The sequence below is a fragment of the Faucicola osloensis genome (assembly GCF_020041925.1).
GTDB classification, from domain to species: domain Bacteria; phylum Pseudomonadota; class Gammaproteobacteria; order Pseudomonadales; family Moraxellaceae; genus Faucicola; species Faucicola osloensis_D.
Map to the genome: position 1 here is coordinate 1,898,673 of NZ_CP083409.1, position 23,520 is coordinate 1,922,192.

Consider the following 23,520-nt stretch of genomic DNA (forward strand, 5'->3'; position numbering starts at 1 on the left):
AACTGATTTTATACTACCAAAATCATAGCATTGAAATTTGGCAAAATAATCAAATACTCTGTTATAAATTGTTAAAAAAAAATGATAAAACAGTAACAATTAATGGGTGCCTGTTGAGCCAAAACCGCCTTCACCGCGTACACTGATATCAGAAAACTCTGCTACAATCTCAAAAGTCGGACGTGCAATCGGCACCACCAAGTACTGCGCCATTTTCTCGCCAGGTTGTAACACATAATCGGTTTGACTACGGTTCCAAATAGAGACCATTAATTCGCCTTGGTAATCAGCATCAATCACGCCCGTCAAATTACCAAGGACGATGCCATGCTTATGCCCTAGTCCTGAGCGCGGCATGATAAAGCCAACATAATCAGGGTCTTGAATATAAATGGCGAGTCCTGTACCAATCAATTGGCTTTCACCAGCTTTTATGCTGATAGGCTCATCGACACAAGCACGTAAATCTATACCCGCCGAGCCGTCTGTCGCGCGATGAGGTAGGGGAAATTTATCATCATTACCAATTTTGGGGTTTAAAATCTTGACTTGTACTTGCTTCATGCTTACCAACTTATCTTAAATTTATAAAAAAATGTATAAAAACCACTATATTATAGACCTAAATGGCACAATACTGAGCAACTACCTAAGTAAGTTTTTTTGACCAAAAAAAGATACCAAAAAAAAACCAAAAAAAAGAGCAGCTATAAGCTACTCTTTTGTATTGATATCCAGTATTCATCTATCAATTCAATTAGAATTTATAGTGAGCACCGACAGTGACTAAGTCTGAGTCAACTGAAACATTGTTTGTTACGTCCACTGAAGGCAGACGCGTATATTCAGCTTCTACAGATGCATTTGGTGAAAGGTTATAACCTAAACCGACACCACCTGCAAGACCTGACTCATCATATTTATCATCACCATCATCAACTTGGGTTTGCGCAATACCTAATTTACCTTTGGCGTAAACATTCGATGCTGGAAATTGGTATTTATAAGTACCATATAAACCAGCCGTGTTAGTGCTAATTTCACCTACTTTCGTACCGTTAACTTTTAGATCTTCTTTTGAAGAATCCACATATTCAACTTCTGCACCAAAGTTAGGGGTAAAATTATAACCTGCATATACACCATAAGCGGTTTGGTTGTCAGCATCATAATAGTCAACATCAGTATTGAATTGACCCGCTTTAACACCTACATAGGGTTGCCCGGTGTAGCCAACAGTATTGGTTTGATATAAGGCAGCGTTTGCACCTGCAGTCACAACTGTACCTGCAATTAAAGCTAAAAGGGTTTTATTTAAAGTTTTCATCGTCTTCTCCTTTAGAAGTTTTTTGAAAAGTATCACAACAAGCCATGTAAAATTATTAGTTAAGTTAGTTTGAATCCGTGGAATTCAAATATTGCCCTGCTTGTTTTGTTAAAGCCATCATAGCAAAATAAATTTGGATTACTGTCTGTGTTTAACAGGTCGGACGTTAAGTTATGAAATGAAATTTGCCAAAAAGGTAACTAAGCTACCTATTTGAAATTTTTTGTTACATCTCCTATCAAACACCTGTTTTCCAAGAAATATTTAGTTACATTTACGTGGGTGTTTGGGTTAAATATTTGTCATACAGGCTGTTTTGCAATAAAAAAAGGGCTTAAAGTTACCTTTTTTACCCTTTTTTTTACGCCCTTTCTTCTATGCCTTTTTATGATCAAGTAATTATTTGGCGGCTTTGCTTTTGAGTAACGCCTGGATATTGGCCAAATAATCCTCTGCGGTTTTCTTGGGTTGATGCGCTGCCGTTGATTTTTTCATGCCAGGCGCATCGATATGTTCTGTCGGCAACTCGTCGATAAATCGGCTAGGGGTGGTGGTTTTCATTTGCCCGCCTGCACGGCGCTGTGCAGCCATCGTCATGGTCAGCTCTTTACGGGCGCGGGTAATCCCCACATACATCAAACGTCGTTCTTCTTCGATAGATTCAGCAATAATGGAGTTTTTATGCGGTAATAGTTCTTCTTCAAGTCCCATGATATAGACATAATCAAACTCAAGCCCTTTAGCGGCGTGTAGCGTCATCAGATTGACTTTATTGGTATTTTCCTCTTCCTGCTGCTGCTCTAGCATATCAAGTAACACAAGCTTACGAATGACAGCATCAATGGTGCGATCATCGTCATCATCCGCCCGGTTAATTAGGTTTTGGATACTGGCGTATAGGGTTTCGATATTATCAATACGAATTTTTTCTTGCTGTGGGGTTTTTGCTTCGCTTCGTACCAAATCAATATAGCCAGTTTCATCAATCATTTGCTTGACCAGCGGCACAGGGTCGGGATGCTGGTATAGCTCTTGGGTATAACGCTCGATAAAATCAGCAAATTCTTTAAGCTCGCCACTGGCTTTTTTGGGTAACACATGCGTAAGCCCACTATGACCACTTGCCATCAACAGCGAGACTTGGTGTTCTTGGGCAAATAGTCCAAGCTTTTCAAGGCTGGCAGGTCCAAGCCCACGTTTTGGGGTATTGATAATGCGTAAAAAGGCACTGTCGTCCTCAGGATTTAGAATCAAGCGCAAATAGCTCATAATGTCTTTGATTTCGCTACGGGCAAAGAACGACGTGCCGCCTGATAACTTATAAGGAATTTGCAGCTGACGTAGCTGGGCCTCCAACATACGCGCCTGAAAGTTACTACGATACAGTACCGCATAATCTTGCCATTCATTGGCATTGCGAAGTTTGTGGGTGATGATTTCTTTGGCAACGCGCTCCGCTTCATCATCATCGTTACGACAATTGATGATGCGAATCAGCTCGCCATGCCCTTTATCTGACCATAATTTTTTTTCAAATAAATGCTCATTATTGGTAATTACTGAGTTGGCAGCGTGCAAAATACGCGACGTAGAGCGATAGTTTTGCTCAAGTTTAACCACTTTTAATTTGGGAAAATCCTCTTGCAGCAGTGCCATGTTTTCAGGTTTTGCCCCACGCCATGCATAGATGGATTGGTCGTCATCACCCACCACAGTAAATCGCGGCTGCACGCCAACGAGCAGTTTAATCAATTCATATTGCGCGGTATTGGTGTCTTGGTATTCATCTACCAATAGATAGCGTATGCGATTTTGCCATTTATCACGTACTTGGCTGTTTTCTTGCAACAGCCGTGTCGGCATTACAATTAAGTCATCAAAATCCACCGCATTGTAGGCACGTAGGTTACGCTCGTAGAGTTGATACAGCGTGGCAAATAGCATATCTTCAGGGTCGGTCAGCGTATCCGCTGCCTTTTCAGGAGGGATGAGGTCGTTTTTCCAATCCGAAATCATTTTGATAGCTTTACCGACCAATTCGCGGCTCTCAGCCCCGCTCATGTTGTCTCGCACCATCAAATCCATCAACAGCCGCTTGCTATCTTCGGCATCCATGATGGAAAAATTGCCTTTAAGCGGCGTATGCAATAACTCGTAACGTAAAAACTGCAAGCCAAATTGGTGAAAAGTCGAGACAGTTAAGCCTTTGGTTTTGTCACTCGGTAACAATTTTTGCACACGGGCTTTCATCTCGCGAGCCGCTTTGTTGGTAAAGGTGACCGCGGTGATACGCTCGGCTGGCATTTGACATTCTTCAATCAGATAAGCGATTTTACGGGTAATCACCGATGTTTTACCCGAACCTGCACCTGCCAGTACCAGCAAGGGTCCAGAGACATATTGCATGGCTTCTTGTTGGCGAGGGTTTAATTGGCTCATAGTCGCTTCCACCGTTAATAAAAGTTGCTCAGTAAAAAATGGACAATCGACTATTATAGTCTAAAGCGCAAAAGATAAGGACATAGTTGGCGGTAAAATTTTGAGAAATAATCAATGTAAGAATCTATAAGCCAGTGGCCATCAATTGCTGCCATAAAAAAAAGATGCGGCATCGCATCTTCTATCAATTGAACTAATAACAATATATTAATTATGGGTAGACAATACCACCTGTTGGCTCGGCTGATTTAAGGTACTGACAACCGCATCAGTCGGACTTATCGATGGCTGAGTATCGGTTGTCAAATCAGCAGAAAGTTTAAAGCTGAGTGCCAAGAATGACATCATAGCTACTGCCATCATGGCGTTTTTGATTGGGCTATTAGCAATCGAACTATTAACAATTGGTGCATTACTCATCATCTTATCCTCGATTAATCAGCTAGCAGATACCACTCTCGTCTTTTATTTGTTATTAACCCCATTATCTGCTTATTCTTTTCAAAAATATAATGCCAAAAAGTAATCAATTATTGCAAAATGCTAAAAGTGACGCCAAAAAAGGCGAGTCCCAAATTAATAAGCTTAGTCGATAGGGGTAAATAAGAGTGCGTATTTTTTGCTTTAGCTTCTTTACTTTAACTTATTGTGCATGAAATTGACTGATTAACTAAGTTTCTATTTAGTAAATAAATGGATAAAAAAATAATAAAAGTTAGCAGATTTGTTATTCTCTATGACATTAAGTAACTTTTTATCACGCTCGTTAGCGTGCTCGATGCTTTTAAGTTAATAAATGTAACATCAAAAAAAGGCGACACTGATTGATAAACCAGTGTCGCCTTTAGTTTTAATCAAGTTTTAGAACATTATTGATTGAGCTTTTGGGCAGCCGTCATTGCAAAATAAGTTAAGATGCCGTCGGCACCTGCACGGCGAAACCCTAACAGTGATTCCAAAATAACGTCCTCGCTTAACCAGCCGTTTTGTATCGCCGCCATGTGCATGGCATATTCACCTGATACTTGATACGCATAAGTCGGCACGCCAAACGTATCTTTGACTTCGCGTACCAAATCAAGATAAGGCTGACCTGGCTTCACCATTACCATGTCCGCGCCTTCTTGGATGTCAAGAGCGACTTCATGCAGGGCTTCAGCGCGATTACCAAAATCCATTTGGTATTGTTTTTTGTGTCCGCCTTTAAGGTTGCCTGCGCTGCCGACGGCATCACGAAACGGTCCATAATAAGCAGACGCGTATTTGGCAGAATACGCCATAATCGCCGTATTAATAAAATTTTCTCCATCCAATGCTTGACGAAGCGCGGCAATACGACCATCCATCATATCGCTTGGCGAGATGATATCCGCGCCTGCACGGGCATGGCTCAAGGCTTGTTTGGCGAGGATTTCAACGGTAATGTCATTAAGCACGTAGCCGTTGTCATCGACAATACCGTCTTGACCATGGGTGGTATAGGGGTCGAGCGCCACATCGGTCATCACTACCATCTCAGGTAGGGCGTCTTTAATTGCTTTGATAGCAGTGCAGGCAAGACCCTTCTCATTATAGGCATGTTCAGCCTGTAGCGATTTGAGGCTTGGGCTAATGACAGGGAATAAATCAATGGTGGTGACGCCTAGACTGAGTAGTTGCTTGGCATACTCAATTAGCAAGTCCACGCTCAAACGCTCAACGCCTGGCATGCTTGCCACAGCTTGGCGCTGCTGTTTACCCTCAATAACAAACACGGGTGCAATCAGATGCTTGGGTTCAATGCTGGTTTCTTGCACCATAGCGCGGATATTGTCGTTGTAACGTAGTCGACGTAAGCGAGTATTGGGGAATGAACGGTTAAAAATATAACTCATGAAGACCTCTTATTATCGAGTGAAGCTTATTATCAAATAACGTTATCAAGTAACGCAGAAATTGTATAAGGATAAATAAGCAAAATTTGCTAGAATGATAATTTTTTAAAAAGCTATCTTACCACAATCTACTTACGCATGGAGGGCACCGTGAGTTTAAACCCTGTAAATGCCAATCAATTAGCCGCTCAGTCATCGACTGACAGCACTAACATGACTGACACGACGTCTAAAGAAAATGATGAGCATTCTGATTTGGCAAACGAGTCGCAACTGCAGCTCAATGAAGACAGTGAGCATCACGCCATCAGCAAACCTAGTATTGATGCGCTAGGGCAGCAGCTTGCTAGCATCATGTCCCAAAGCCCATTTGTGGCGCATACCTTTACTACCTATCATTATGAAGATGGCAAAGTATATGGTAAGGTCAAATCCAATCCCGCCCTCATCGGCAATCCAAATTTTGAGATTCTGCATGGCGGTATGACGGCGACGCTATTAGATACCATAGGCGGGCTTGAGGGCATGCTTGAAATCTATCGCCGTGACCAAGGCACGTTTGAAGAGCAGACCAAAAAAATCAAACGCATGGCAACCGTCGATTTGCGCGTCGATTATCTAGCTCCTGGTCGCGGTCATGAGTTTATGGTCACAGCCGAAGTGATTCGTATGGGACGCAAAGGCTGCACCACGCGGATGATGTTGGTCAATGATGAAGGAAAACTCATCGCGCATGGCATCGCCAGTTATGCATTCTAGAGCAGCCATTTATAGTAAAAAACCCCATAAAAAACCCACATCAGTGTGGGTTTTTTACTATAACAGCTTATGGCTAATCTAATGCACTAGGTTTAATGGGCTAGGTCTAATGTATTAGGGTTGGACTGTGGTGGTGGTTGAGGTTGAGGTCGTTTTAGTGCTCACTTGGGCAGGCTGATGGGCTGCATCAGTAATTTTTTGCTGGGCATTATTGGCAACCTGTGACAACTTGGTGCTGAAATTCGTATGTTTTTCTGTGGGTGTTTCGAGCGGTACATCGCGACTCACCCCACCACCTAAAACTTGGTATAGCTGAATTTGACTGAGCAATTGCGACTGCTTGGTATTTAGAATACTTTGTTGGCTGCTATAAATCGAACGCTGTGCATCTAATACGCCCAAATAATTGTCCAGACCTGCCTTGAAGCGGGCTTGAACAATTTGATAGTATTTTTGGTTAGCAGCGAGCGACTGGTTGTACGCGGTCAACTGCTGATTTAACGTTGCGCGATTGGCAAATACGTCATTGACTTCTTTAAAAGCGGTTTGAATCGCTTTTTCATAAGTATTTAGCGCTTGTTGTTGCTCGATTTCACTCACTTGGTAGTTGGCCTTACGTAGACCTGCATCAAAAATCGGCAAGCTCACGCTCGGTCCAAAACCCCAGCTAAATGCGCCTGTTTTAAACAAATCGCCTAAGCTTGAGCTGGCAGCACCCACATTGCCCGATAGGCTAATGGTTGGATAAAACGCAGCGCGCGCGGCGTTAATATTTGCGCCTGCGGCTTTTAAGTTATATTCCGCTTGACGCAAATCAGGACGATACAATAACAAATCACTGGGTAAGCCCGTGCCAAAAATACGATTATTGGTGATGCTACTAATGCCCGCTGCAGGTAGTAGACTATTATCCACAGGGGCGCCTACTAGGTAGCGCAGGGCATTTTGGTTGGTCAACAAATTGGTTTGTGCTTGGGCGATAGACACTTTGGCGGCTTCAACTGCAGCTTGGGCTTGTACGGTACTTAGCTGCGAATCAAGACCTGCTTTAAAACGCAGCTGGTTAATGCGAAGTGAATCTTGGCGCGTGGCTAAGGTTTGTTTGGCAAGTTGCAGTTGTGCCAGATTATAGCTGTATGCCACATAGCTTTGCGCAATGTTACTAATCAAGCTAATTTGCGCGGCATCTTTGGCAGCAGTGGTGGCAAGATAATTTTGTAAAGCGGCATCTTTGAGGCTCGCAATACGTCCCCAAAAGTCAAACTCGTAACTTGACATTGCCAGACCGACATTGTAAGTACTACTAGGATTCGCATCTCTTGAATTTGTTGCACCGTAAGAATATGAGCCAGAACTATTGATAGTAGGCACATCGGCGATATCTTGGATTTGGTATTGTGCGCGGGCTTTTTGAATCGCCAAAATCGTGGCACTGATGTCTTTGTTGTTGTCTAACCCCAATTGAATCAGTTGTTTTAGCTTGGCATCGCTATAAAAGTCCTGCCAACGCTGAGACGCGATACTCGGCTGATTGGTGCCGCTAACAGTCTGACTGTCGTAGGTTTCATAAGGCTGATTAATTGCGATATGCGGCTGTGCTACGACAGGCTCAGTTTTGGCTTTTGGAATGGTTTGACAAGCGGTGAGCGATAGTAGAGTAGCTACTATAGCGGTCAGGGGTACTAGGCGAAAGGTAGAATCCATATAACTTACCTGTATAAACATAATGTGTTTGTTATTGTAAAAGATTAAATGGGTAAAATGTTTACCCATTTATGTCTTATTGATGGTTGGATTGTGAACTATCATCAGGCTTATAGATACTCACCTGTGTGGGCTGTGTGACAGCGACAGGTTCAGCAGGATTAGGTGAGTAGGGTGATACGGGGTGTAAATCACCAATGTTGCCATCATTACCATCATTGGGGTCATGCGGTTTGCTACCTTTAATCAGTGAGCGTATCCACACATAGAACATTGGGATAAAGAACACCCCTAGGATAGTTGCACTGACCACGCCGCCTAACACACTTGTACCAATCGCATTTTGGCTACCTGAGCCTGCGCCTGTTGCCAAGAATAAGGGTACCACACCAATACCAAACGCCAATGATGTCATGATAATCGGGCGTAAGCGTTGGCGAGCAGCGACCGTAACCGAGTCATATAGATTATGTCCCAAATCTTGCCGTTCTTTGGCAAATTCAATAATCAAAATCGCATTTTTGGCAGATAAACCCACAACGGTCAGCAGACCCACTTGCAGATAAATATCGTTTGAAAGCCCACGTAAACCGGTAAACAGCGCAGCACCTAAAACCCCAAGTGGCACAACAAGCAACACTGCAAAGGGAATGGACCAGCTTTCATACAGCGCGGCTAGACATAAGAACACCACGACAATCGAAATCGCGTACAGCATAGGTGCTTGGGCGCCAGATTTTTTCTCTTCTAAGGATAAACCTGTCCATTCGTAACTGATGCCTTTTGGCAGTTTGGCAATCATTTGTTCCATCGCAGCCATCGCTTGACCGGTACTAAGTCCCGGCGCTGCGTTACCTTGCAAGTTCATCGATGGCAAGCTGTTATAACGCGTCAGCGTAGGTGAACCATACTGCCATTCACCGGTGGCAAATGAGCTAAATGGAATCATCTGATTGTCACTGTTACGTACATACCATTTGTTGATATCCTCTGGGGTGGTACGGCTCTCAGCTTCACCTTGCATATAGACTTTTTTGATACGACCACGATCCATAAAGTCATTGACGTAGCTACTACCCCAAGCGGTACTAAGAACACTATTAATCAGGCTCGGTGCGACACCCATCGCAGCAGCAGCATCATAGTTGACGTTGACTTTATATTGGGGTGAATCTTCTTGTCCATTTGGACGCACGCCACTGACTTGTTTATTTTGCGCCGCCATGCCCAGTAGCATGTTACGGGCTTGCAATAAGCCTTCGTGACCTAAGTTGCCTGAGTCTTGTAGCTGCAGATCAAAACCCGTTGCCGTACCCAAACCTTGAATAGCAGGCGGTGAAATGGCATATACTTGGGCTTCATTGACTTGGGTCATAAAATAACCCATGGCGCGTTTGGCAATCGATTGTGCGGTATTTTCTTTACCAGGGCGCTCATCCCAATCTTTTAAGCGCACAAATGCCAATCCCATGTTTTGCCCTTGACCGGCAAAACTAAAGCCATTGACCGTAAATACAGACTGCACAAGGTCTTTTTCTTGGGTTTTATAATAGGCGTTGACCTTTTCGATAACCGCTTGCGTTTGATTTTGGGTACTACCGGCAGGCAGTTGCACCAATGTCAACAGCACACCTTGGTCTTCTTCGGGAATAAATGAACTTGGAATACGGGTAAATAAGAACACCAATGCCACAATCACCAACGCATAAGGAATCATATACAGCCAGCGCATTTTGATACTGCGACCCACAAATTTTTCATAGCCTTCACTAAGACGCATAAACATGCGATTAAATGCGCCAAAGAAACCGGTCTGATGCTCGCTGTGTTTGTCATGGGCTTTAGTGCGTTTGAGGATAGTCGCACATAGGGCAGGGGTGAAAATCAACGCAACTAAGGCGGATAGTACCATACTGCTGATGAGTGTCACTGAGAACTGGCGATAAATCACCCCAGTTGAGCCGCCAAAGAATGCCATCGGTAAAAATACCGCCGACAAAATCAAGGCAATACCGATGACCACTTTACTGATTTCGCGCATTGATTCACGGGTGGCTTCCAGTGGCGTCATGTCTGGATTTTCTTCCAGCAAACGCTCAACGTTTTCGACCACGACAATCGCGTCATCGACTAACAGACCGATGGATAACACCATGGCAAACAGCGTCAACACATTGATGGTATAGCCAAATGCGTACAAAATACCAAACGTACCCAGTATTACCACAGGTACTGCCAACGTAGGAATAATCGTTGCGCGCCAGCTTTGTAAAAACAAAAACATCACTAAGAATACCAGCGCAATCGCTTCAGCAAGTGTTCTGACTACTTCCTCAATCGACAAACGTACAAACGGCGTGGTGTCATAGGCAACCGAGGCTTTTAAGCCCGCAGGAAAATTAGGTTCAAGCTCTTTAAGTTTGGCTTCTACCGCGTTACGTGTGCTTAAAGCATTGGCACCAGATGACAGTGAGATACCGATACCTGCCGCATCTTTGCCATTGTAGCGGGCAATTTGGCTGTAGTTTTCACTACCAATTTCCACTTTGGCGACATCACCCAAGCGAATTTTCGCGCCATTTGTATTACTTTTAAGTAAAATATTACGAAATTGCTCTGGGGTTTGTAAGTAACTTTGCACAGTCACGGTGGCATTAATGACTTGACGGGCTTCGTCAGTCGGCATTTGTCCTAGCTGACCGGCTGATACTTGCGCGTTTTGCGCTTGAATTGCGCTGGTGATATCCGAGGGTATTAACCCATAGGTGCGAAGTTTTTCAGGGTCTAACCAAATACGCATGGCATACGCAGAGCCAAACACATTGACGTCACCGACACCCTCGACACGGCTGATCTGGTCAACCACGTTGGAGTTGAGATAATCGGCAATATCGGCACGATCCATACTGCCATCTTCAGATGTCATCGCCAGTACCATCAAGAAGCCACTCGTGGACTTATTGACGTTGACCCCCATGCGCTGCACCATCTCTGGCAGCGAACTCATGGCAGATTGCAGTTTGTTTTGGACTTGGACTTGTGCTGTATCAGGATCTGTCCCATTCTCAAAGGTCAAGGTAATTTGCGCAGCGCCACTTGATGATGAACTTGAGGACATATACATCAATCCATCAAGCCCTTTCATTTTTTGCTCAATCACCTGAGTGACGGAGTCTTCAATGGTTTGGGCAGCGGCACCTGGGTAGGTGGCTGAGATACTAATGGTAGGTGGGGCAATACGTGGATACTGCTCAATCGGTAATTTAAAAATTGCTAAGATACCCATCAGCATGATGAGCATGGCAATCACCCAAGCAAAGATGGGTCTATCAATAAAAAAGCGTGACATGATATCTCCCGTGCTTATGGTTGCGCAGTTTTGGCGGTAGTTGAGCTATTTGTGATGGTCGTTTTGGTCGTCGTCGTGGTAGAAGCATTGGTCGGTACCGCGGTTGAGGCTGGTTGCGATGCCACATAAGGCATGGCTTTGACTTGCTGATCTGGTTTGACTTTGGCGCCGCCAACCATCACCACTTGCTCACCTTGTTTTAGACCGCTAGTGACAATCCATTGACCTTGGTGGGTACCTTGAACCGTAACTGGGCGTACTTGGATTTTATTATTGGCGTCAACCACATACACGGTTGATTCACCTTTGGCTGTACGATTAATGGCACTTTGTGGCAATAATACGGCATTGTTGATAATACCTTGAATCAACTGGGCATTCACCATCATCCCTGGCAACAGCACAAAGTTATCATTGCTAAATACCGCGCGCAGATTGACCGTGCCTGTGGTACTATCCACTTTAGCTTCTTCAAAGCGAAGTTGCCCCACCATCGGGTAGGTTGAGCCATCAGCGAGCTTTAACTGAACCTGTGCGGTACGCGGTGTGCTAAGTTTACCAGCCGCAAATTGCTGACGAAGTGCCAATAACTCGGCGGCTGACTGACTGATATCGACATAAATTGGATTGAGCTGAGAAACAGTTACCATCTGCGTCGAGCCCGCAGTGGCAAGCGCACCGACATTGACATTTGAGCGACTGGTGATACCACTGATAGGCGCTTTAACCACAGTACGGCTCATGGTGAGCTGGTTGCTATTCACTGATTGTTGTGCGCCGCGAGCCGCTGCTTGGGCGGCATCAATATTGGCTTGTGCCACCCCGACTTGCGCCTGCGCATTTTTAACCGCTGCTTGAGCGGTACGCACGGCGGTTGCCCCTTGGTCATATTCTTGACTTGAGATAGCCTCAGTACCACGTAGCTGTTTTAGACGGTTTAAATTGGTTTGAGCCAGCGCAAGTTCGGCTTGGCGGGTTTCTAGCACCGCTAAGGCATTATTATAGTTGGCTTTTGCGGTATTGACACTGGCAAGGCTTTGGTCAAGGCTTGCGCGACTACCGGCAAGTACACTGGTGTAGCTATCGGTATTGATTTGATATAACGGCTGATTTTGTTTGACAAAAGTGCCTTCGCGAAACAACTGGCGCTCAATAATACCTGACACTTGCGGCGTAACGGTGGCTTCTTGATAGGCGACAACTTTACCTGATAACTCTTTGGTAAGTGGAATCGTCTGGAATGTTACAGGCTGTACATTGACTATTGTGGGTGGCATTTGCGCCTGTGCACCTGCTGCACCGCCGCCACTTTGTTGCTGGGCAGCTGTGTCTGACTTATTACACCCGATTAATAAGCTACAACTCGCTAATGACACCATGAACAACACTGGGTATCTCATACCAACCTCATAAAAAATAGGGAATCTTTGAAAAAATATTATAAAATAAATGCGACATTGTTGTCGCAATATTTACGATAAGACACAAAACTTTACGATAACTAAAGGATAGCTAAATTACTACCAGTTATCGGCAGCGGTTATTTTAAAAAAAAATCTTAAATTGCGAAACCGACAATATTAAACAAAGTAAGTGTTTAAGCAACAATTATCACCTATTTGTATCGATAAAAATTTTAAAATGTCAAAGCCATTGATAGATTTTTTTAATAAGGAAACATTTACGCATGACTTTAAGTCGTAACAAGTCACCTGATTTACGTGTTGTCAAAACCCATAAAGCCATCCGTGAAGCCTTTATTATGTTGTTGTCCGAGCAGGAGTACAACGATATCGCTATCCAAGCAATTTTGGAGCGCGCCAAAGTCAATCGCGCTACTTTTTATAAATATTACAGTGGTAAGGGTGATTTGGCAGGGAAGATGATTGATGATTTCAAGCAGGAAGTCAGCCAGTTATTCCAAGACAGGCTCAATGCCGATAGTCAAATGCTACAAATGATTATGGAAAATCATTCACAAAAGCTGTTTGAACGCCGCCAACAGATGCTGGTCCTGTGGAAAATCCGTACCCAACACCACAATCTTTATCATGATATGTTTTTGATGGGTAAACAAAACTTTATTGAACTGGCTAAAAAACAAAACGCGACAGAATATTTAACCGCGGAGGCGATTGATTACCAAGCCACCATGATGGCAACTGTTTTTATGGCAAGTTTGAAATACTTTTATGAAAGGGATTTGCCATTACCGAAGAACTTGCCAGTGGATTGGCAACAAATGCTGGACATCATAAAAAGCTAGCCCAGTTGGCTATAATAACGAAAATGATTAATAAAATAACTTGCTAATACCTCGACCAGTGCCACGGGCATATCGTGACCAAGCTCATCAATGAGTATTAATTGACTGTGCGCAATATGCTTGGCAAGCGAATACGCATGGCTAAACGGGATAAGCTTATCTTGTTTGCCATGAATGATGAGGGTGGGCTGGTGGATTTGTTTGTCAATATCGACCAGTGACCCCGTCGCCAAAATCGCCAGTAACTGCCGCTGCGTACCTTTTGGGTAAAAACGCCGTTTAAACAGTTTTTTAGCTTTGCTGAACGCCGCTTGTTCATCAAAGTAATCGGGGCTGGCGATGGTCTTGATGGTCTGCACAAACTGCTGGGTCAATGCGTCAGCATCTTGGCTTTTGGGTAGTGGCTGGGTAAAGGCCTTGATGGCTTCAATAGCGGGTGGGCGCGAAAAGGGTCGATTGTTACTGGTGGATAATAGTCCCAATTTTTCTACTTGGTGTGGATAACGCACCGCCATGATTTGCGCAATCATACCGCCCATTGATTGACCAATCACAAAGTATTTTTTGATGCCCAACATTTTGAGCAGTTGATAGGCATCTTCTGCCATATCGTACAAATCATACGGTGTTTGCAGGTTTTTAAGCGGTAAACCCAGTCCGAAGCTGCCCAGCAATTTGGCTTTATAAATGGGCGAATCATGAGCGGGGGTCAGTTTTTTGTGCTTAAGCTTACTGGATTTGCCTATGTCGCGATTGTCAAATCGCACGACCCGAAATCCAGCAGTGATTAATGCATAGCAGAATTCATTGGGCCATACCAAGCTTTGCGCGCCTAAGCCCATAATCAGTACGATGGTAGGGTGAGTAGGGTCGCCACCGACTTCCACATAGAATTTATACTTTGGGGTGCGTACCTTAGCCGCTTGCATAAAATCCGCGTGTTTGGAAGGCTTAAATTTAATTGGGTGGTCAGTCATGGCAAATTTGGGATTTTTCGCCTCAATTTAGCAAAGGTTTATGAATGATTAATGAGGTTAATATAACCTTTGGCTGGCAAGCGTCATCAAATCGAGTAAACCTTGACGGTATTTTGAATCAGGCAAGGTCAGTACGGCTTGTTTAGCAATCTCGCTTTCTTGCATCGCTTTGTCACGGCAATACGCCAGAGCACCGCTGGTTTTGACAATCTCAATAATTTCGTGGGTATCGTTTACTTCCCCTGTTTGAATGGCAATCCGTAATTTTTCATGCGTATCACCCGTGGTCATTTCAAGCGCCTTAATCAGCGGCAAGGTTGGCTTGCCCTCAGCAATATCATCACCCACGTTTTTGCCGAGCACCTCACTGTCACCGACAAAATCGAGCACGTCATCAATGATTTGAAAGGCATTACCAAAGTGCTGACCAAATTTGGCGAAGGCGTCATTGTATTCAGGGCGATTTTCCAAAATAGCCACGCCTTGACTTGCCATCATAAATAGCCGAGAGGTTTTACCGTCGATGATTTTCATATAATCAGCTTCGGTAGCTTTGGGGTCATGCTGATGTTGTAGCTGCAATACTTCCCCTTCAGCGATATCACAAGTGCCATCTGAGAATAACTGCAATAACGGCAACGAGCCAAAACCTACTAAAAGATTAAATGAACGAGCAATCAGATAGTCACCGACCAGTACAGCCGTTGCATTATCCCACGTTGCATTCGCGGTCGGCTTACCGCGACGCATACCTGACGCATCAATCACATCGTCGTGTACTAACGTTGCGGTATGCAGCATCTCAGTGATTGCCCCCAAATGCATGGCAGCTTGCGAGGGCTGATCGTTACAAATACGTGAGCAAAGCAGCGAAATGAGCGGGCGCATACGCTTGCCGCCTGCGTTGATGACATGCTGACTCACCGACATGACCAGTTTGACTTTGGAGCTTAGACTGCCATACACCTGCTTATCCATAATCTCGAAATCGTCAGCGATAATAGATTGAATCTGCTGATAGGTGACAGGCGTGCTGTTATTGTCTTTAATGACATCAGCATTGATAGCAGTAGATGTAGGATTTGATTGTTCATTGTCTAGCATAGGTAGGCTCAAAGCTTGGAGTGAAAATTCGTGAAATTTGGCTTGTGGTGAAAGTCGGCAAAATCATACCATACTGCCGTTTTTTGTGTAAGTTATAGCTGTGTATTTTTATTGGCGACTTGTATTACTAAGCGGGTATTACGTTGAGAAACGCGCAATAATTTATCAGCCAAAATCGCACCCGTATCCGTGAAGTTTTACTTGATTTTAAACAATAAAAACGTTAAAATCGCGACCTTATATTTCCCTGTGTATCCGTCGTAGAAGTGTTATCGCCCTTGGTAGCCACGGTGTACGGGTTTATTGGAGCAACCAAGATGTATGCAGTAATCAAAAGTGGTGGTAAACAACATCGCGTCGTTCAAGATGAATTTTTAAAAGTTGAATTGCTAAAAGCTGAAAAAGGCGATACCATCAAAATTGAAGACGTTTTAATGGTCGTTGATGGCAGCGATATCAAAATTGGTCAACCTGTGGTTGCCGGTGCAGTGGTCGAAGCTGAAGTAGTAGAACATGGTCGTGGCGAAAAAGTACGTATTGTAAAACACAGACGTCGTAAACACTATCATAAAGAACAAGGTCACCGTCAATGGTATACTTTGTTAAAAATCAAAGCAATCACTGCTTAATTGACTATTTCAAACACATTAATCTCTAGGAGACATCGACATGGCACATAAAAAAGCCGCAGGTTCTACCCGTAACGGTCGTGATTCAAACCCAAAAATGCTTGGCGTAAAAATCTTTGGCGGTCAACAAGTTGTTGCTGGTAACATCATTGTACGTCAACGTGGTACAGAATTTCACGCAGGTGAAGGTGTAGGTATGGGTCGTGACCATACATTATTTGCTTTAACTGACGGTGTGGTAAAATTTGCTGTTAAAGGTAAATTCAATCGTCGCTACGTATTTGTTGAAGGCGCAGCTGAATAATCACTCAGCTTGTTGTTAAACAAATTAACCCAATAAGTGCAACTTATTGGGTTTTTTATTACTTATAGCCAAGCGTGTTAACGGGTTTTGGATAGTCTTCAATGGCTTAGCAGTGGTTAGTCATTATCTGGTCAAAACTTTCTTATCACTCAGCTATTGTTACATTTGTTACAACTTCAACAACAATCATTGCATGGGGCGTCTAGTAGGGTAAGAAAAATTTAGCGACAATACCTGTCAGCGAATTTAGCTTAAACTTGTTAATTTTTAATTTATTGATTAGCCTGTTGGGCTAATATATTTTTGAATACTTTTTCTAAACTTTTAACAATTTTTATTGAATGAGGAACCTACTATGACAACATCTACCAATAAAATTATCAGTAAATTAGCTACTGGTACATTAGCAGCATTATTGATTACTAGTATGCCGATGACAGTCGCCATGCAATCAGCCAATGCCGCTGTCGCCAACTCAGCAAGCGCGGCAACAAACTTAAATAACCTCCTTAAAAATGTCAAAAGCATGACCGCCAATTTTGGTCAAACCACCTCTGGCACAGGCGGCAAGGGCTTAAGTAAAGCATCAAGAAATTTCTCAGGTACTATGGCTGTGCAACGCCCAAACCAGTTTCGTTGGCAGATTGATGGTACGGCATCGCAGTTGATTGTTGCCAATGGCAATACGCTTTGGGTATACGATAAAGACTTAAATCAAGCGACCAAGCAAAGCTTGAGCAATCAAGTAGGGGATACCCCAGCACTGATTTTGTCAGGTGATCCTAGCAAAATCGCCAACAGTTTTAACGTGACCCAGCCGATTGCCTCAAAAAATTATTATGTGCTTTATCCAAAAAGTGGCAATGCCAATTTTAAAAGCTTAGGTATCGCTTTTAACAGCGGTAATCCTGTCATGATGGTATTAAATGATAATTTGGGACAAACCACCACTATTCGATTCTCCAATGTGAAACGCAATGCTTCAATTGCTAATAATCAATTTAGCTTCACACCACCTAAAGGCGTTGATGTGATTAACCAATAAGGTATTTAACTATTTCATTAAATACCTTATTTAAATGATTTTTGGCTGATAAACCCTGCTTACGGCAGGGTTTTTTTGCTAAAGTGTTGCTATTTAATTAACGGTTAATTAACGGAAGATTGAAGCCTGCTACTAGCATTTTTTACATAAAATGAGTAAACTATCCGTGTTTTAGCCAGTTAACAGCAATATATAGTTACTTTTGTTAAAATACGCATTTTTATAAAGTGATGTAATGCTACTTTATATTAGAGTTTCATCGTGGTTTTAGCAATATATTTGACTAGCCTGTTTAGTAACTAGCCAATCACTCACCGATTACAATAATGGTCAATGGATGTGCAGCGGGGCAGCTTGTTAGCTGGTACGAGGTAATCTTAAGGAAAATAGTTCTTAAGACGTTATCTGCCATCGTCTTTGTGATATTACGCTTGAGCCAGACGGGCTTGGTGGAAGTATCAAAAATATCGTCCCAACTTGAATTGCTTAACCTACGTAACGGTTAGTCGTATTGCCCAGGAGTATCCTCATGATTCCAGTCATTGATTGGTCTGCAATTGTATTTATTTTGGCAGCCATAGGACTTTGTATTTTCATGCTTGTTGTACCAAGATTGTTAGGTGGTACTTCTAAAGGCTTTCAAAAGCAAGAAAATTTCGAGTCGGGTGTGGTCAGTGCTGGTTCTGCCAGAATCCGTTTATCTGCAAAATTCTATATCGTCGCTATCTTCTTTGTTATTTTTGACTTAGAAGCATTATACCTATATACCTATGCGGTATCGGTCAAAGAAGCAGGTTGGTTAGGATTTTGGACCGTTGTGCTGTTTGTGGTAGAGCTATTAATCGGTCTATATTATCTGCTCAAACTAGGGGCACTTAACTGGTCACCTGCAGACAAAAAACCAAAACCAAAACGTTTAGCTGCTGCGCCTGCGGGCTTTAATCTGGCGGATATTACCCGCTTTAATGGTATTGAAGAGTTAGAAGTAGACCCTACTGGTAAAATCCCTGCCCAGTTGTCTGGCGCAATGAACCAAAACCCAAACAATAACGCGATAAAATAATAACCCGACTTTGCAATCTATGTTGCAAGGTCTTTTGCATTTGTAGTGACATAGAGCGAAATCCTGCTTTAAAAATCAAGGTGATCGAGCATTATGAAATATACATTAACCAAAGCCAATCCAGATGCCGACAGATTTCCAGACCAAACCCGTCAAATTATTGACGAAGAGGAAGTCAATAAAAACGTCGTCATGACGCGATTAGAAGATTTGACCCATAGCCTTGCAAACTGGGGTCGTAAGAACTCATTGTGGCCATTTAACTTTGGTACCTCGTGCTGCTATGTAGAATACGCAACGACATTAACAGGCGTGCACGACTTGTCTCGCTTTGGCGCTGAGGTTATTCGTGCGTCACCGCGCCAAGCTGACGTGATGATTGTGGCAGGTACTTGCTTTATGAAGATGGCGCCTGTTATTCAGCGTCTCTATGAGCAAATGCTTGAGCCTAAATGGGTCATCTCAATGGGTGCCTGTGCCAATTCAGGCGGCATGTACGATGTATATTCAGTGGTGCAAGGCGTTGATAAAATCATTCCCGTTGATGTGTATATCCCTGGTTGCCCCCCACGTCCAGAAGCCTTGATTCAAGCCATCATGCTGCTGCAAGAATCGATTACTAAAGAACGTCGTCCACTCGGTATTCATGTCAATGACCAAGGTATCTACCAACCTGTCATGCAGCCAGAACGTGACCGTAAACAAGCCGAGCGCATCGCGGTCAAAAATCTACGCAGCCCAGATAACATTGAGTAATGCTAGAGATTGGTTAATGCTAGAGTCAATCTCGGGATAGATTTAGGATGAATTTTCGCTAAGTAAAAGCTTATCGAATTGCGTTCAAAACAAAAAAAGGTATTCCATTACCTTCTTAATAATTGTGAATGAGGAAAGTGCCACTCATGGTAACGGTAACTGATAATCAAGCACAAACTGACGTCCCAGCAGTGATTGCAGAATTAAATCGCAAGTTTGAGGGACAGTTTGTTGTACAAAAAACCTTTGACGCTTTTCCCACTATTTGGGTCAGCCGTGAACAGATCATCGAAGTACTCCTGTACCTTCGCACCTTGCCACAGCCCTACGTGATGTTACTGGATATCTCAGCGATTGATGAGCGCTTACGCCAACATCGTAAAGACAGGGATGGCAATGCCTTACCTGACAGTGATTTCACCGTGTTCTATCATCTAATGTCGTTAGAGCGCAATACGGACATCCGTATCAAAGTGGCGCTCAAAGAAGCTGATTTACACATCCCTACGGCAACCCGCATTTGGCCCAATGCCAACTGGTATGAGCGCGAAGCGTGGGATATGTTCGGCATTACCTTTGATGGTCACCCCCATTTAACCCGTATTTTGTTGCCAAAATACTGGGAAGGTCATCCACTGCGTAAAGAATACGCCTCTCGTGCAACTGAAGTACCGCCTTATTATCTCGATAAAGGCAAGCAGATGTTTGAGCAGGAGAACCTACGATTTGTCCCAGAAGAGTGGGGCATGAAACGTAGTGGTCGTGACGAAGACTTTATGTTCCTAAACTTGGGTCCTAACCATCCTTCTGCGCACGGTGCCTTTCGCGTTGTGCTTCAGTTAGATGGTGAGGAAGTCATCGACTGTATCCCAGATATTGGTTATCACCATCGCGGCGCTGAAAAAATCGCTGAACGTCAAACTTGGCATTCATTTATTCCTTACACTGACCGTATCGATTATCTTGGTGGGGTGATGAATGAATTACCGTACCTCATGTCAGTGGAAAAACTGGCAGGCATCACGGTACCGGATCGCGCGAATACCATTCGTATCATGATGAGTGAGTTCTTCCGTATCACCAATAATTTGCTGTACTGGGGCACCTTCATTCAGGATGCGGGCGGTATGACGCCAGTGTTTTATATGTTCGCCGATCGTCAAAAAGCGTATGATGTGATTGAAGCGGTAACCGGTTATCGTATGCACCCAGCGTGGTTTCGCATCGGCGGTACCGCGATGGACCTGCCAAACGGCTGGCACAAACTGGTTCGTGAATTCTTAGATTGGATGCCAAAACGTATCGATGAATACGTCAAAGCCACCATGAAAAACAAGGTGCTACAACTGCGTACCCAAAACGTTGCCCAATACGATGCTAAATCTGCACTGGCTTGGGGCGTATCAGGTCATGGTCTACGTGCCACAGGTATCCCTTACGATGTGCGTAAAGCGCGTCCTTATCTTGGCTATGAAAATTTTGATTTTGAAGTGCCAATTGAGTTTAATGGCGATGCGTATGACCGCTGTTTGGTCAAAATTGAAGAGATTCGTCAGTCACTGCGTATCATTGAGCAATGTCTTAATAACATGCCAATGGGGGCATACAAAGCCGATCACCCACTGGCTGTCCCACCACCCAAAGACCGCACCTTAAATGACATTGAGACCTTGATTAACCACTTTATTTCAGTATCGTGGGGTCCTGTTATGCCAGAAGGCGAGTCCTCCTTTATGGTGGAAGCAGTGAAAGGTATTACCAACTATTATATTACGTCTGATCGCTCAACCATGAGTTACCGTACCCGTATTCGTACACCGACCTTTGCGCACTTACAGCAAATGCCATCAGTCATTAATGGTAGCTTGGTTTCTGACTTAATTATTTATCTAGCGTCGATTGACGTTGTTATGGCAGACGTTGACCGTTAGGAGAAAACCACCGATGAAGATTGTAACTGATAAAACCCCAAAGGTGGATGTCGCAAGCATTCTAACCGAAGCAGAAATTCACGACATTCATGAATTTATGCATCACTACCCACAAAGCCGCTCGGCATCACTTGATGCGCTAAAAATTGTCCAACGCCGTAATGGCTGGGTGGATGATGCACAAGTCAACGCGATTGCTAATATCTTAAAAATCCCAGTCACCGATGTGGAAGGGGTTGCAACATTTTATAACCGTATCTACCGTTCACCGGTTGGTCGTCATGTGATTTTGGTCTGTGACTCGATTGGTTGTTATCTGGTAGGTGCAGAGAATTTAGGTCAAGCCTTTGAGCGCACTTTAGGTATTAGTTTTGGTCAAACCACCCCAGACAATCGTTTTACCCTGTTACCCATTTGTTGTTTAGGCAACTGTGATAAAGGTCCAGCGGTTTTGATTGATGAAGATACCTACGGTCCTGTCCAAATTGAAGAGATTGCTGAATTGCTGGAGCAATACGCATGAATATAACCCGTCAAATTAATAATCGAAAAATTGGCAAATCACCCAGTCAATTGGGCGAGCAAAGCATTCCTATTTATGGTGATAAAGCGACAGCCACCAGTGAGACCAAGCCCCTGACTTGGCGTTTGGCGCATTATGACTCAGTGCTAGATTTGGCAACCTATGAAAGCCTAAAGGGGTTTGAAGGTCTAAAAAATGCCTTGGCTAAATCTGCCAAAGAAGTGGGCAACATGATTAAAGATGCTAACGTGCGTGGACGTGGTGGTGCAGGCTTTAATGCAGGTCTTAAATGGACCTTTATGACGCCACCCGATGGCGGACCCCGTTACTTGATTTGTAACGCAGATGAGATGGAGCCAGGCACGTTTAAAGACCGTCTATTGATGGAGCGCCTACCATTTCAGCTGATTGAAGGGATGATTATCTCAGGCTATGCCATTGGTGCAACGGCAGGGTATATTTTTATCCGTGGTGAGTACATTGAAGCCGCTAAACGCCTAAATAATGCATTGGATGAATGCCGTGCCAAAGGGTATTTAGGCGATAATATTCTAGGTTCCGGCTATAGCTTTGATTTACATGTACATACCGGTGCAGGCCGTTATATCTGTGGCGAAGAAACTGCGCTCATTAACTCGCTTGAAGGTCGCCGTGCCAATCCACGTACCAAACCACCCTTCCCACAAGTATCAGGGGCATGGGGTCGTCCCACTGTGGTCAATAACGTAGAGTCTTTAAACAACATGCCGGGCATCATGCTGCATGGCGTAGAATGGTATAAAGGCTTGGCACAAGGCAAATCAGAAAACCCAGGCACCAAAATCATGGGTTGTTCAGGTCTAGTTAATGACCCAGGGCTATGGGAACTGCCATTTGGTACCACCGCTCGCGAAATTATTTTTGATTATGCCAAAGGCATGAAAGACGGTCGTAAATTAAAAGCTTGGTTACCAGGCGGTGCATCAACTGACTTCTTAACCGCCAGTGATGAGCATTTAGACCTGCCAATGGACTTTGAACCCATCATGAAAGCGGGTAGCCGTTTAGGTACCTGCTTGATTATGGTGGTAGATGAATCGCAAGATATGGTGTCACTGTCGCTCAATTTGCAAAAATTCTTTGCCCGTGAATCCTGCGGTTGGTGTACGCCTTGCCGTGATGGTTTGCCGTGGGGGGTCAAAACCTTGCATGCCATCGATACAGGCAATGGTCAACCTGTCGATATTGACGTGCTGCGCCAATTGACCAAAGATTTGTGGTTAGGTAAAACCTTCTGCGCCCACGCACCGGGTGCGGTTGAGCCATTACAAAGTGCGTTAAAATACTTTTTACCAGAATTTGAAGCCAAAATTGGTAACAATGTGGCGCCTGAAGAACAATTGTCCCCAACGGGCGTGCCTTCATCTGTAAACAGCGGAAAAGTTGAAGTGTATCAACCGGTTAAGACCACCAATGGGCAATCAGTGTAAG

At 43.9% G+C, this 23,520-nt stretch carries 20 protein-coding genes; 10 read left to right on the top strand and 10 right to left on the bottom strand.

What is annotated here, in order from left to right:
* Positions 1-99: 99 nt before the first annotated feature.
* The 5 genes from dut to hemB form a co-directional block, all read right to left on the bottom strand.
* Positions 100-564 (bottom strand): dUTP diphosphatase, encoded by a 465-nt coding sequence (gene dut, locus LAJ61_RS08415; protein WP_224053554.1) that lies wholly within the window; start codon positions 562-564, stop codon positions 100-102.
* A gap of 193 nt (positions 565-757) precedes the next feature.
* On the bottom strand, positions 758-1,327 hold the full coding sequence (locus LAJ61_RS08420; RefSeq protein ID WP_224053555.1) for a porin family protein: 570 nt from the start codon (positions 1,325-1,327) through the stop codon (positions 758-760).
* Positions 1,328-1,726: 399 nt separating this feature from the next.
* Entirely contained in the window at positions 1,727-3,766 is a 2,040-nt protein-coding gene (locus LAJ61_RS08425) for a UvrD-helicase domain-containing protein (protein ID WP_224053556.1), read from the bottom strand.
* Positions 3,767-3,973: 207 nt separating this feature from the next.
* A complete protein-coding gene (locus LAJ61_RS08430; RefSeq protein WP_224053557.1) occupies positions 3,974-4,186 on the bottom strand; it encodes a hypothetical protein in 213 nt (70 codons plus the stop codon).
* Positions 4,187-4,635: 449 nt separating this feature from the next.
* Positions 4,636-5,640 (bottom strand): porphobilinogen synthase, encoded by a 1,005-nt coding sequence (hemB, locus tag LAJ61_RS08435; RefSeq protein WP_224053558.1) that lies wholly within the window; start codon positions 5,638-5,640, stop codon positions 4,636-4,638.
* Positions 5,641-5,790: 150 nt separating this feature from the next.
* On the opposite strand from hemB, the gene LAJ61_RS08440 reads away from it, so the two are divergent.
* Entirely contained in the window at positions 5,791-6,399 is a 609-nt protein-coding gene (locus LAJ61_RS08440) for a thioesterase family protein (RefSeq protein WP_224053559.1), read from the top strand.
* Positions 6,400-6,513: 114 nt separating this feature from the next.
* Here the strand turns inward: LAJ61_RS08440 and LAJ61_RS08445 are convergent, their stop codons facing one another.
* From LAJ61_RS08445 to LAJ61_RS08455, 3 genes are all read right to left on the bottom strand, one after another.
* Positions 6,514-8,103 (bottom strand): efflux transporter outer membrane subunit, encoded by a 1,590-nt coding sequence (locus tag LAJ61_RS08445; protein WP_224053560.1) that lies wholly within the window; start codon positions 8,101-8,103, stop codon positions 6,514-6,516.
* A gap of 76 nt (positions 8,104-8,179) precedes the next feature.
* Positions 8,180-11,452, bottom strand: coding sequence for an efflux RND transporter permease subunit (locus LAJ61_RS08450; protein ID WP_224053561.1), 3,273 nt, complete (start codon positions 11,450-11,452; stop codon positions 8,180-8,182).
* A 14-nt stretch (positions 11,453-11,466) separates the two neighbouring features.
* Complete coding sequence (locus tag LAJ61_RS08455; protein ID WP_224053562.1) at positions 11,467-12,852, bottom strand: efflux RND transporter periplasmic adaptor subunit; 1,386 nt, start codon at positions 12,850-12,852, stop codon at positions 11,467-11,469.
* A gap of 287 nt (positions 12,853-13,139) precedes the next feature.
* Between LAJ61_RS08455 and LAJ61_RS08460 the strand changes: the two genes are divergently transcribed.
* Complete coding sequence (locus LAJ61_RS08460) at positions 13,140-13,718, top strand: TetR/AcrR family transcriptional regulator (RefSeq protein WP_224053563.1); 579 nt, start codon at positions 13,140-13,142, stop codon at positions 13,716-13,718.
* Here LAJ61_RS08460 and LAJ61_RS08465 read toward each other — a convergent pair.
* Positions 13,715-14,695: an alpha/beta fold hydrolase gene (locus tag LAJ61_RS08465; RefSeq protein ID WP_224053564.1), complete on the bottom strand. Its 981-nt coding sequence runs from the start codon at positions 14,693-14,695 to the stop codon at positions 13,715-13,717. The genes LAJ61_RS08460 and LAJ61_RS08465 overlap by 4 nt on opposite strands.
* A 57-nt stretch (positions 14,696-14,752) precedes the next feature.
* The gene (locus LAJ61_RS08470; RefSeq protein ID WP_224054834.1) at positions 14,753-15,673 is read right to left on the bottom strand and encodes a polyprenyl synthetase family protein; all 921 of its coding nucleotides are present in this window, start codon (positions 15,671-15,673) and stop codon (positions 14,753-14,755) included.
* A gap of 443 nt (positions 15,674-16,116) precedes the next feature.
* On the opposite strand from LAJ61_RS08470, the gene rplU reads away from it, so the two are divergent.
* The 8 genes from rplU to nuoF all read left to right on the top strand — a co-directional run bounded on the left by rplU (position 16,117) and on the right by nuoF (position 23,519).
* On the top strand, positions 16,117-16,428 hold the full coding sequence (gene rplU / locus LAJ61_RS08475) for a 50S ribosomal protein L21 (RefSeq protein WP_065252357.1): 312 nt from the start codon (positions 16,117-16,119) through the stop codon (positions 16,426-16,428).
* Positions 16,429-16,468: 40 nt separating this feature from the next.
* Positions 16,469-16,732, top strand: coding sequence for a 50S ribosomal protein L27 (gene rpmA / locus LAJ61_RS08480; RefSeq protein WP_036591251.1), 264 nt, complete (start codon positions 16,469-16,471; stop codon positions 16,730-16,732).
* A 355-nt stretch (positions 16,733-17,087) separates the two neighbouring features.
* Entirely contained in the window at positions 17,088-17,777 is a 690-nt protein-coding gene (gene lolA, locus LAJ61_RS08485) for an outer membrane lipoprotein periplasmic chaperone LolA (protein ID WP_224053565.1), read from the top strand.
* 529 nt (positions 17,778-18,306) lie between these two features.
* Positions 18,307-18,840, top strand: a complete 534-nt coding sequence (gene ndhC / locus LAJ61_RS08490; RefSeq protein ID WP_405029432.1) for an NADH-quinone oxidoreductase subunit A — start codon at positions 18,307-18,309, stop codon at positions 18,838-18,840.
* Positions 18,841-18,933: 93 nt separating this feature from the next.
* On the top strand, positions 18,934-19,596 hold the full coding sequence (locus LAJ61_RS08495; protein WP_224053566.1) for a NuoB/complex I 20 kDa subunit family protein: 663 nt from the start codon (positions 18,934-18,936) through the stop codon (positions 19,594-19,596).
* A gap of 128 nt (positions 19,597-19,724) precedes the next feature.
* On the top strand, positions 19,725-21,527 hold the full coding sequence (nuoC, locus tag LAJ61_RS08500; protein ID WP_409034961.1) for an NADH-quinone oxidoreductase subunit C/D: 1,803 nt from the start codon (positions 19,725-19,727) through the stop codon (positions 21,525-21,527).
* 13 nt (positions 21,528-21,540) lie between these two features.
* Positions 21,541-22,050, top strand: coding sequence for an NADH-quinone oxidoreductase subunit NuoE (gene nuoE, locus LAJ61_RS08505; protein ID WP_224053568.1), 510 nt, complete (start codon positions 21,541-21,543; stop codon positions 22,048-22,050).
* On the top strand, positions 22,047-23,519 hold the full coding sequence (gene nuoF / locus LAJ61_RS08510) for an NADH-quinone oxidoreductase subunit NuoF (RefSeq protein WP_224053569.1): 1,473 nt from the start codon (positions 22,047-22,049) through the stop codon (positions 23,517-23,519). The genes nuoE and nuoF overlap by 4 nt, the downstream gene beginning before the upstream one ends.
* Position 23,520: the final 1 nt, after the last annotated feature.

What these genes read in the sequence shown, in the direction of transcription:
- LAJ61_RS08455 (WP_224053562.1), bottom strand. Translation starts at nt 12,852, where the DNA reads ATGAGATACCCAGTGTTGTTCATGGTGTCATTAGCGAGTTGTAGCTTA.
- LAJ61_RS08420 (WP_224053555.1), bottom strand. Translation starts at nt 1,327, where the DNA reads ATGAAAACTTTAAATAAAACCCTTTTAGCTTTAATTGCAGGTACAGTT.
- hemB (WP_224053558.1), bottom strand. Translation starts at nt 5,640, where the DNA reads ATGAGTTATATTTTTAACCGTTCATTCCCCAATACTCGCTTACGTCGA.
- LAJ61_RS08460 (WP_224053563.1), top strand. Translation starts at nt 13,140, where the DNA reads ATGACTTTAAGTCGTAACAAGTCACCTGATTTACGTGTTGTCAAAACC.
- LAJ61_RS08425 (WP_224053556.1), bottom strand. Translation starts at nt 3,766, where the DNA reads ATGAGCCAATTAAACCCTCGCCAACAAGAAGCCATGCAATATGTCTCT.
- nuoE (WP_224053568.1), top strand. Translation starts at nt 21,541, where the DNA reads ATGAAGATTGTAACTGATAAAACCCCAAAGGTGGATGTCGCAAGCATT.
- LAJ61_RS08495 (WP_224053566.1), top strand. Translation starts at nt 18,934, where the DNA reads ATGAAATATACATTAACCAAAGCCAATCCAGATGCCGACAGATTTCCA.
- lolA (WP_224053565.1), top strand. Translation starts at nt 17,088, where the DNA reads ATGACAACATCTACCAATAAAATTATCAGTAAATTAGCTACTGGTACA.
- rpmA (WP_036591251.1), top strand. Translation starts at nt 16,469, where the DNA reads ATGGCACATAAAAAAGCCGCAGGTTCTACCCGTAACGGTCGTGATTCA.
- LAJ61_RS08430 (WP_224053557.1), bottom strand. Translation starts at nt 4,186, where the DNA reads ATGAGTAATGCACCAATTGTTAATAGTTCGATTGCTAATAGCCCAATC.
- LAJ61_RS08465 (WP_224053564.1), bottom strand. Translation starts at nt 14,695, where the DNA reads ATGACTGACCACCCAATTAAATTTAAGCCTTCCAAACACGCGGATTTT.
- LAJ61_RS08445 (WP_224053560.1), bottom strand. Translation starts at nt 8,103, where the DNA reads ATGGATTCTACCTTTCGCCTAGTACCCCTGACCGCTATAGTAGCTACT.
- LAJ61_RS08470 (WP_224054834.1), bottom strand. Translation starts at nt 15,673, where the DNA reads ATGGATAAGCAGGTGTATGGCAGTCTAAGCTCCAAAGTCAAACTGGTC.
- LAJ61_RS08450 (WP_224053561.1), bottom strand. Translation starts at nt 11,452, where the DNA reads ATGTCACGCTTTTTTATTGATAGACCCATCTTTGCTTGGGTGATTGCC.
- nuoF (WP_224053569.1), top strand. Translation starts at nt 22,047, where the DNA reads ATGAATATAACCCGTCAAATTAATAATCGAAAAATTGGCAAATCACCC.
- rplU (WP_065252357.1), top strand. Translation starts at nt 16,117, where the DNA reads ATGTATGCAGTAATCAAAAGTGGTGGTAAACAACATCGCGTCGTTCAA.
- nuoC (WP_409034961.1), top strand. Translation starts at nt 19,725, where the DNA reads ATGAGGAAAGTGCCACTCATGGTAACGGTAACTGATAATCAAGCACAA.
- dut (WP_224053554.1), bottom strand. Translation starts at nt 564, where the DNA reads ATGAAGCAAGTACAAGTCAAGATTTTAAACCCCAAAATTGGTAATGAT.
- ndhC (WP_405029432.1), top strand. Translation starts at nt 18,307, where the DNA reads ATGATTCCAGTCATTGATTGGTCTGCAATTGTATTTATTTTGGCAGCC.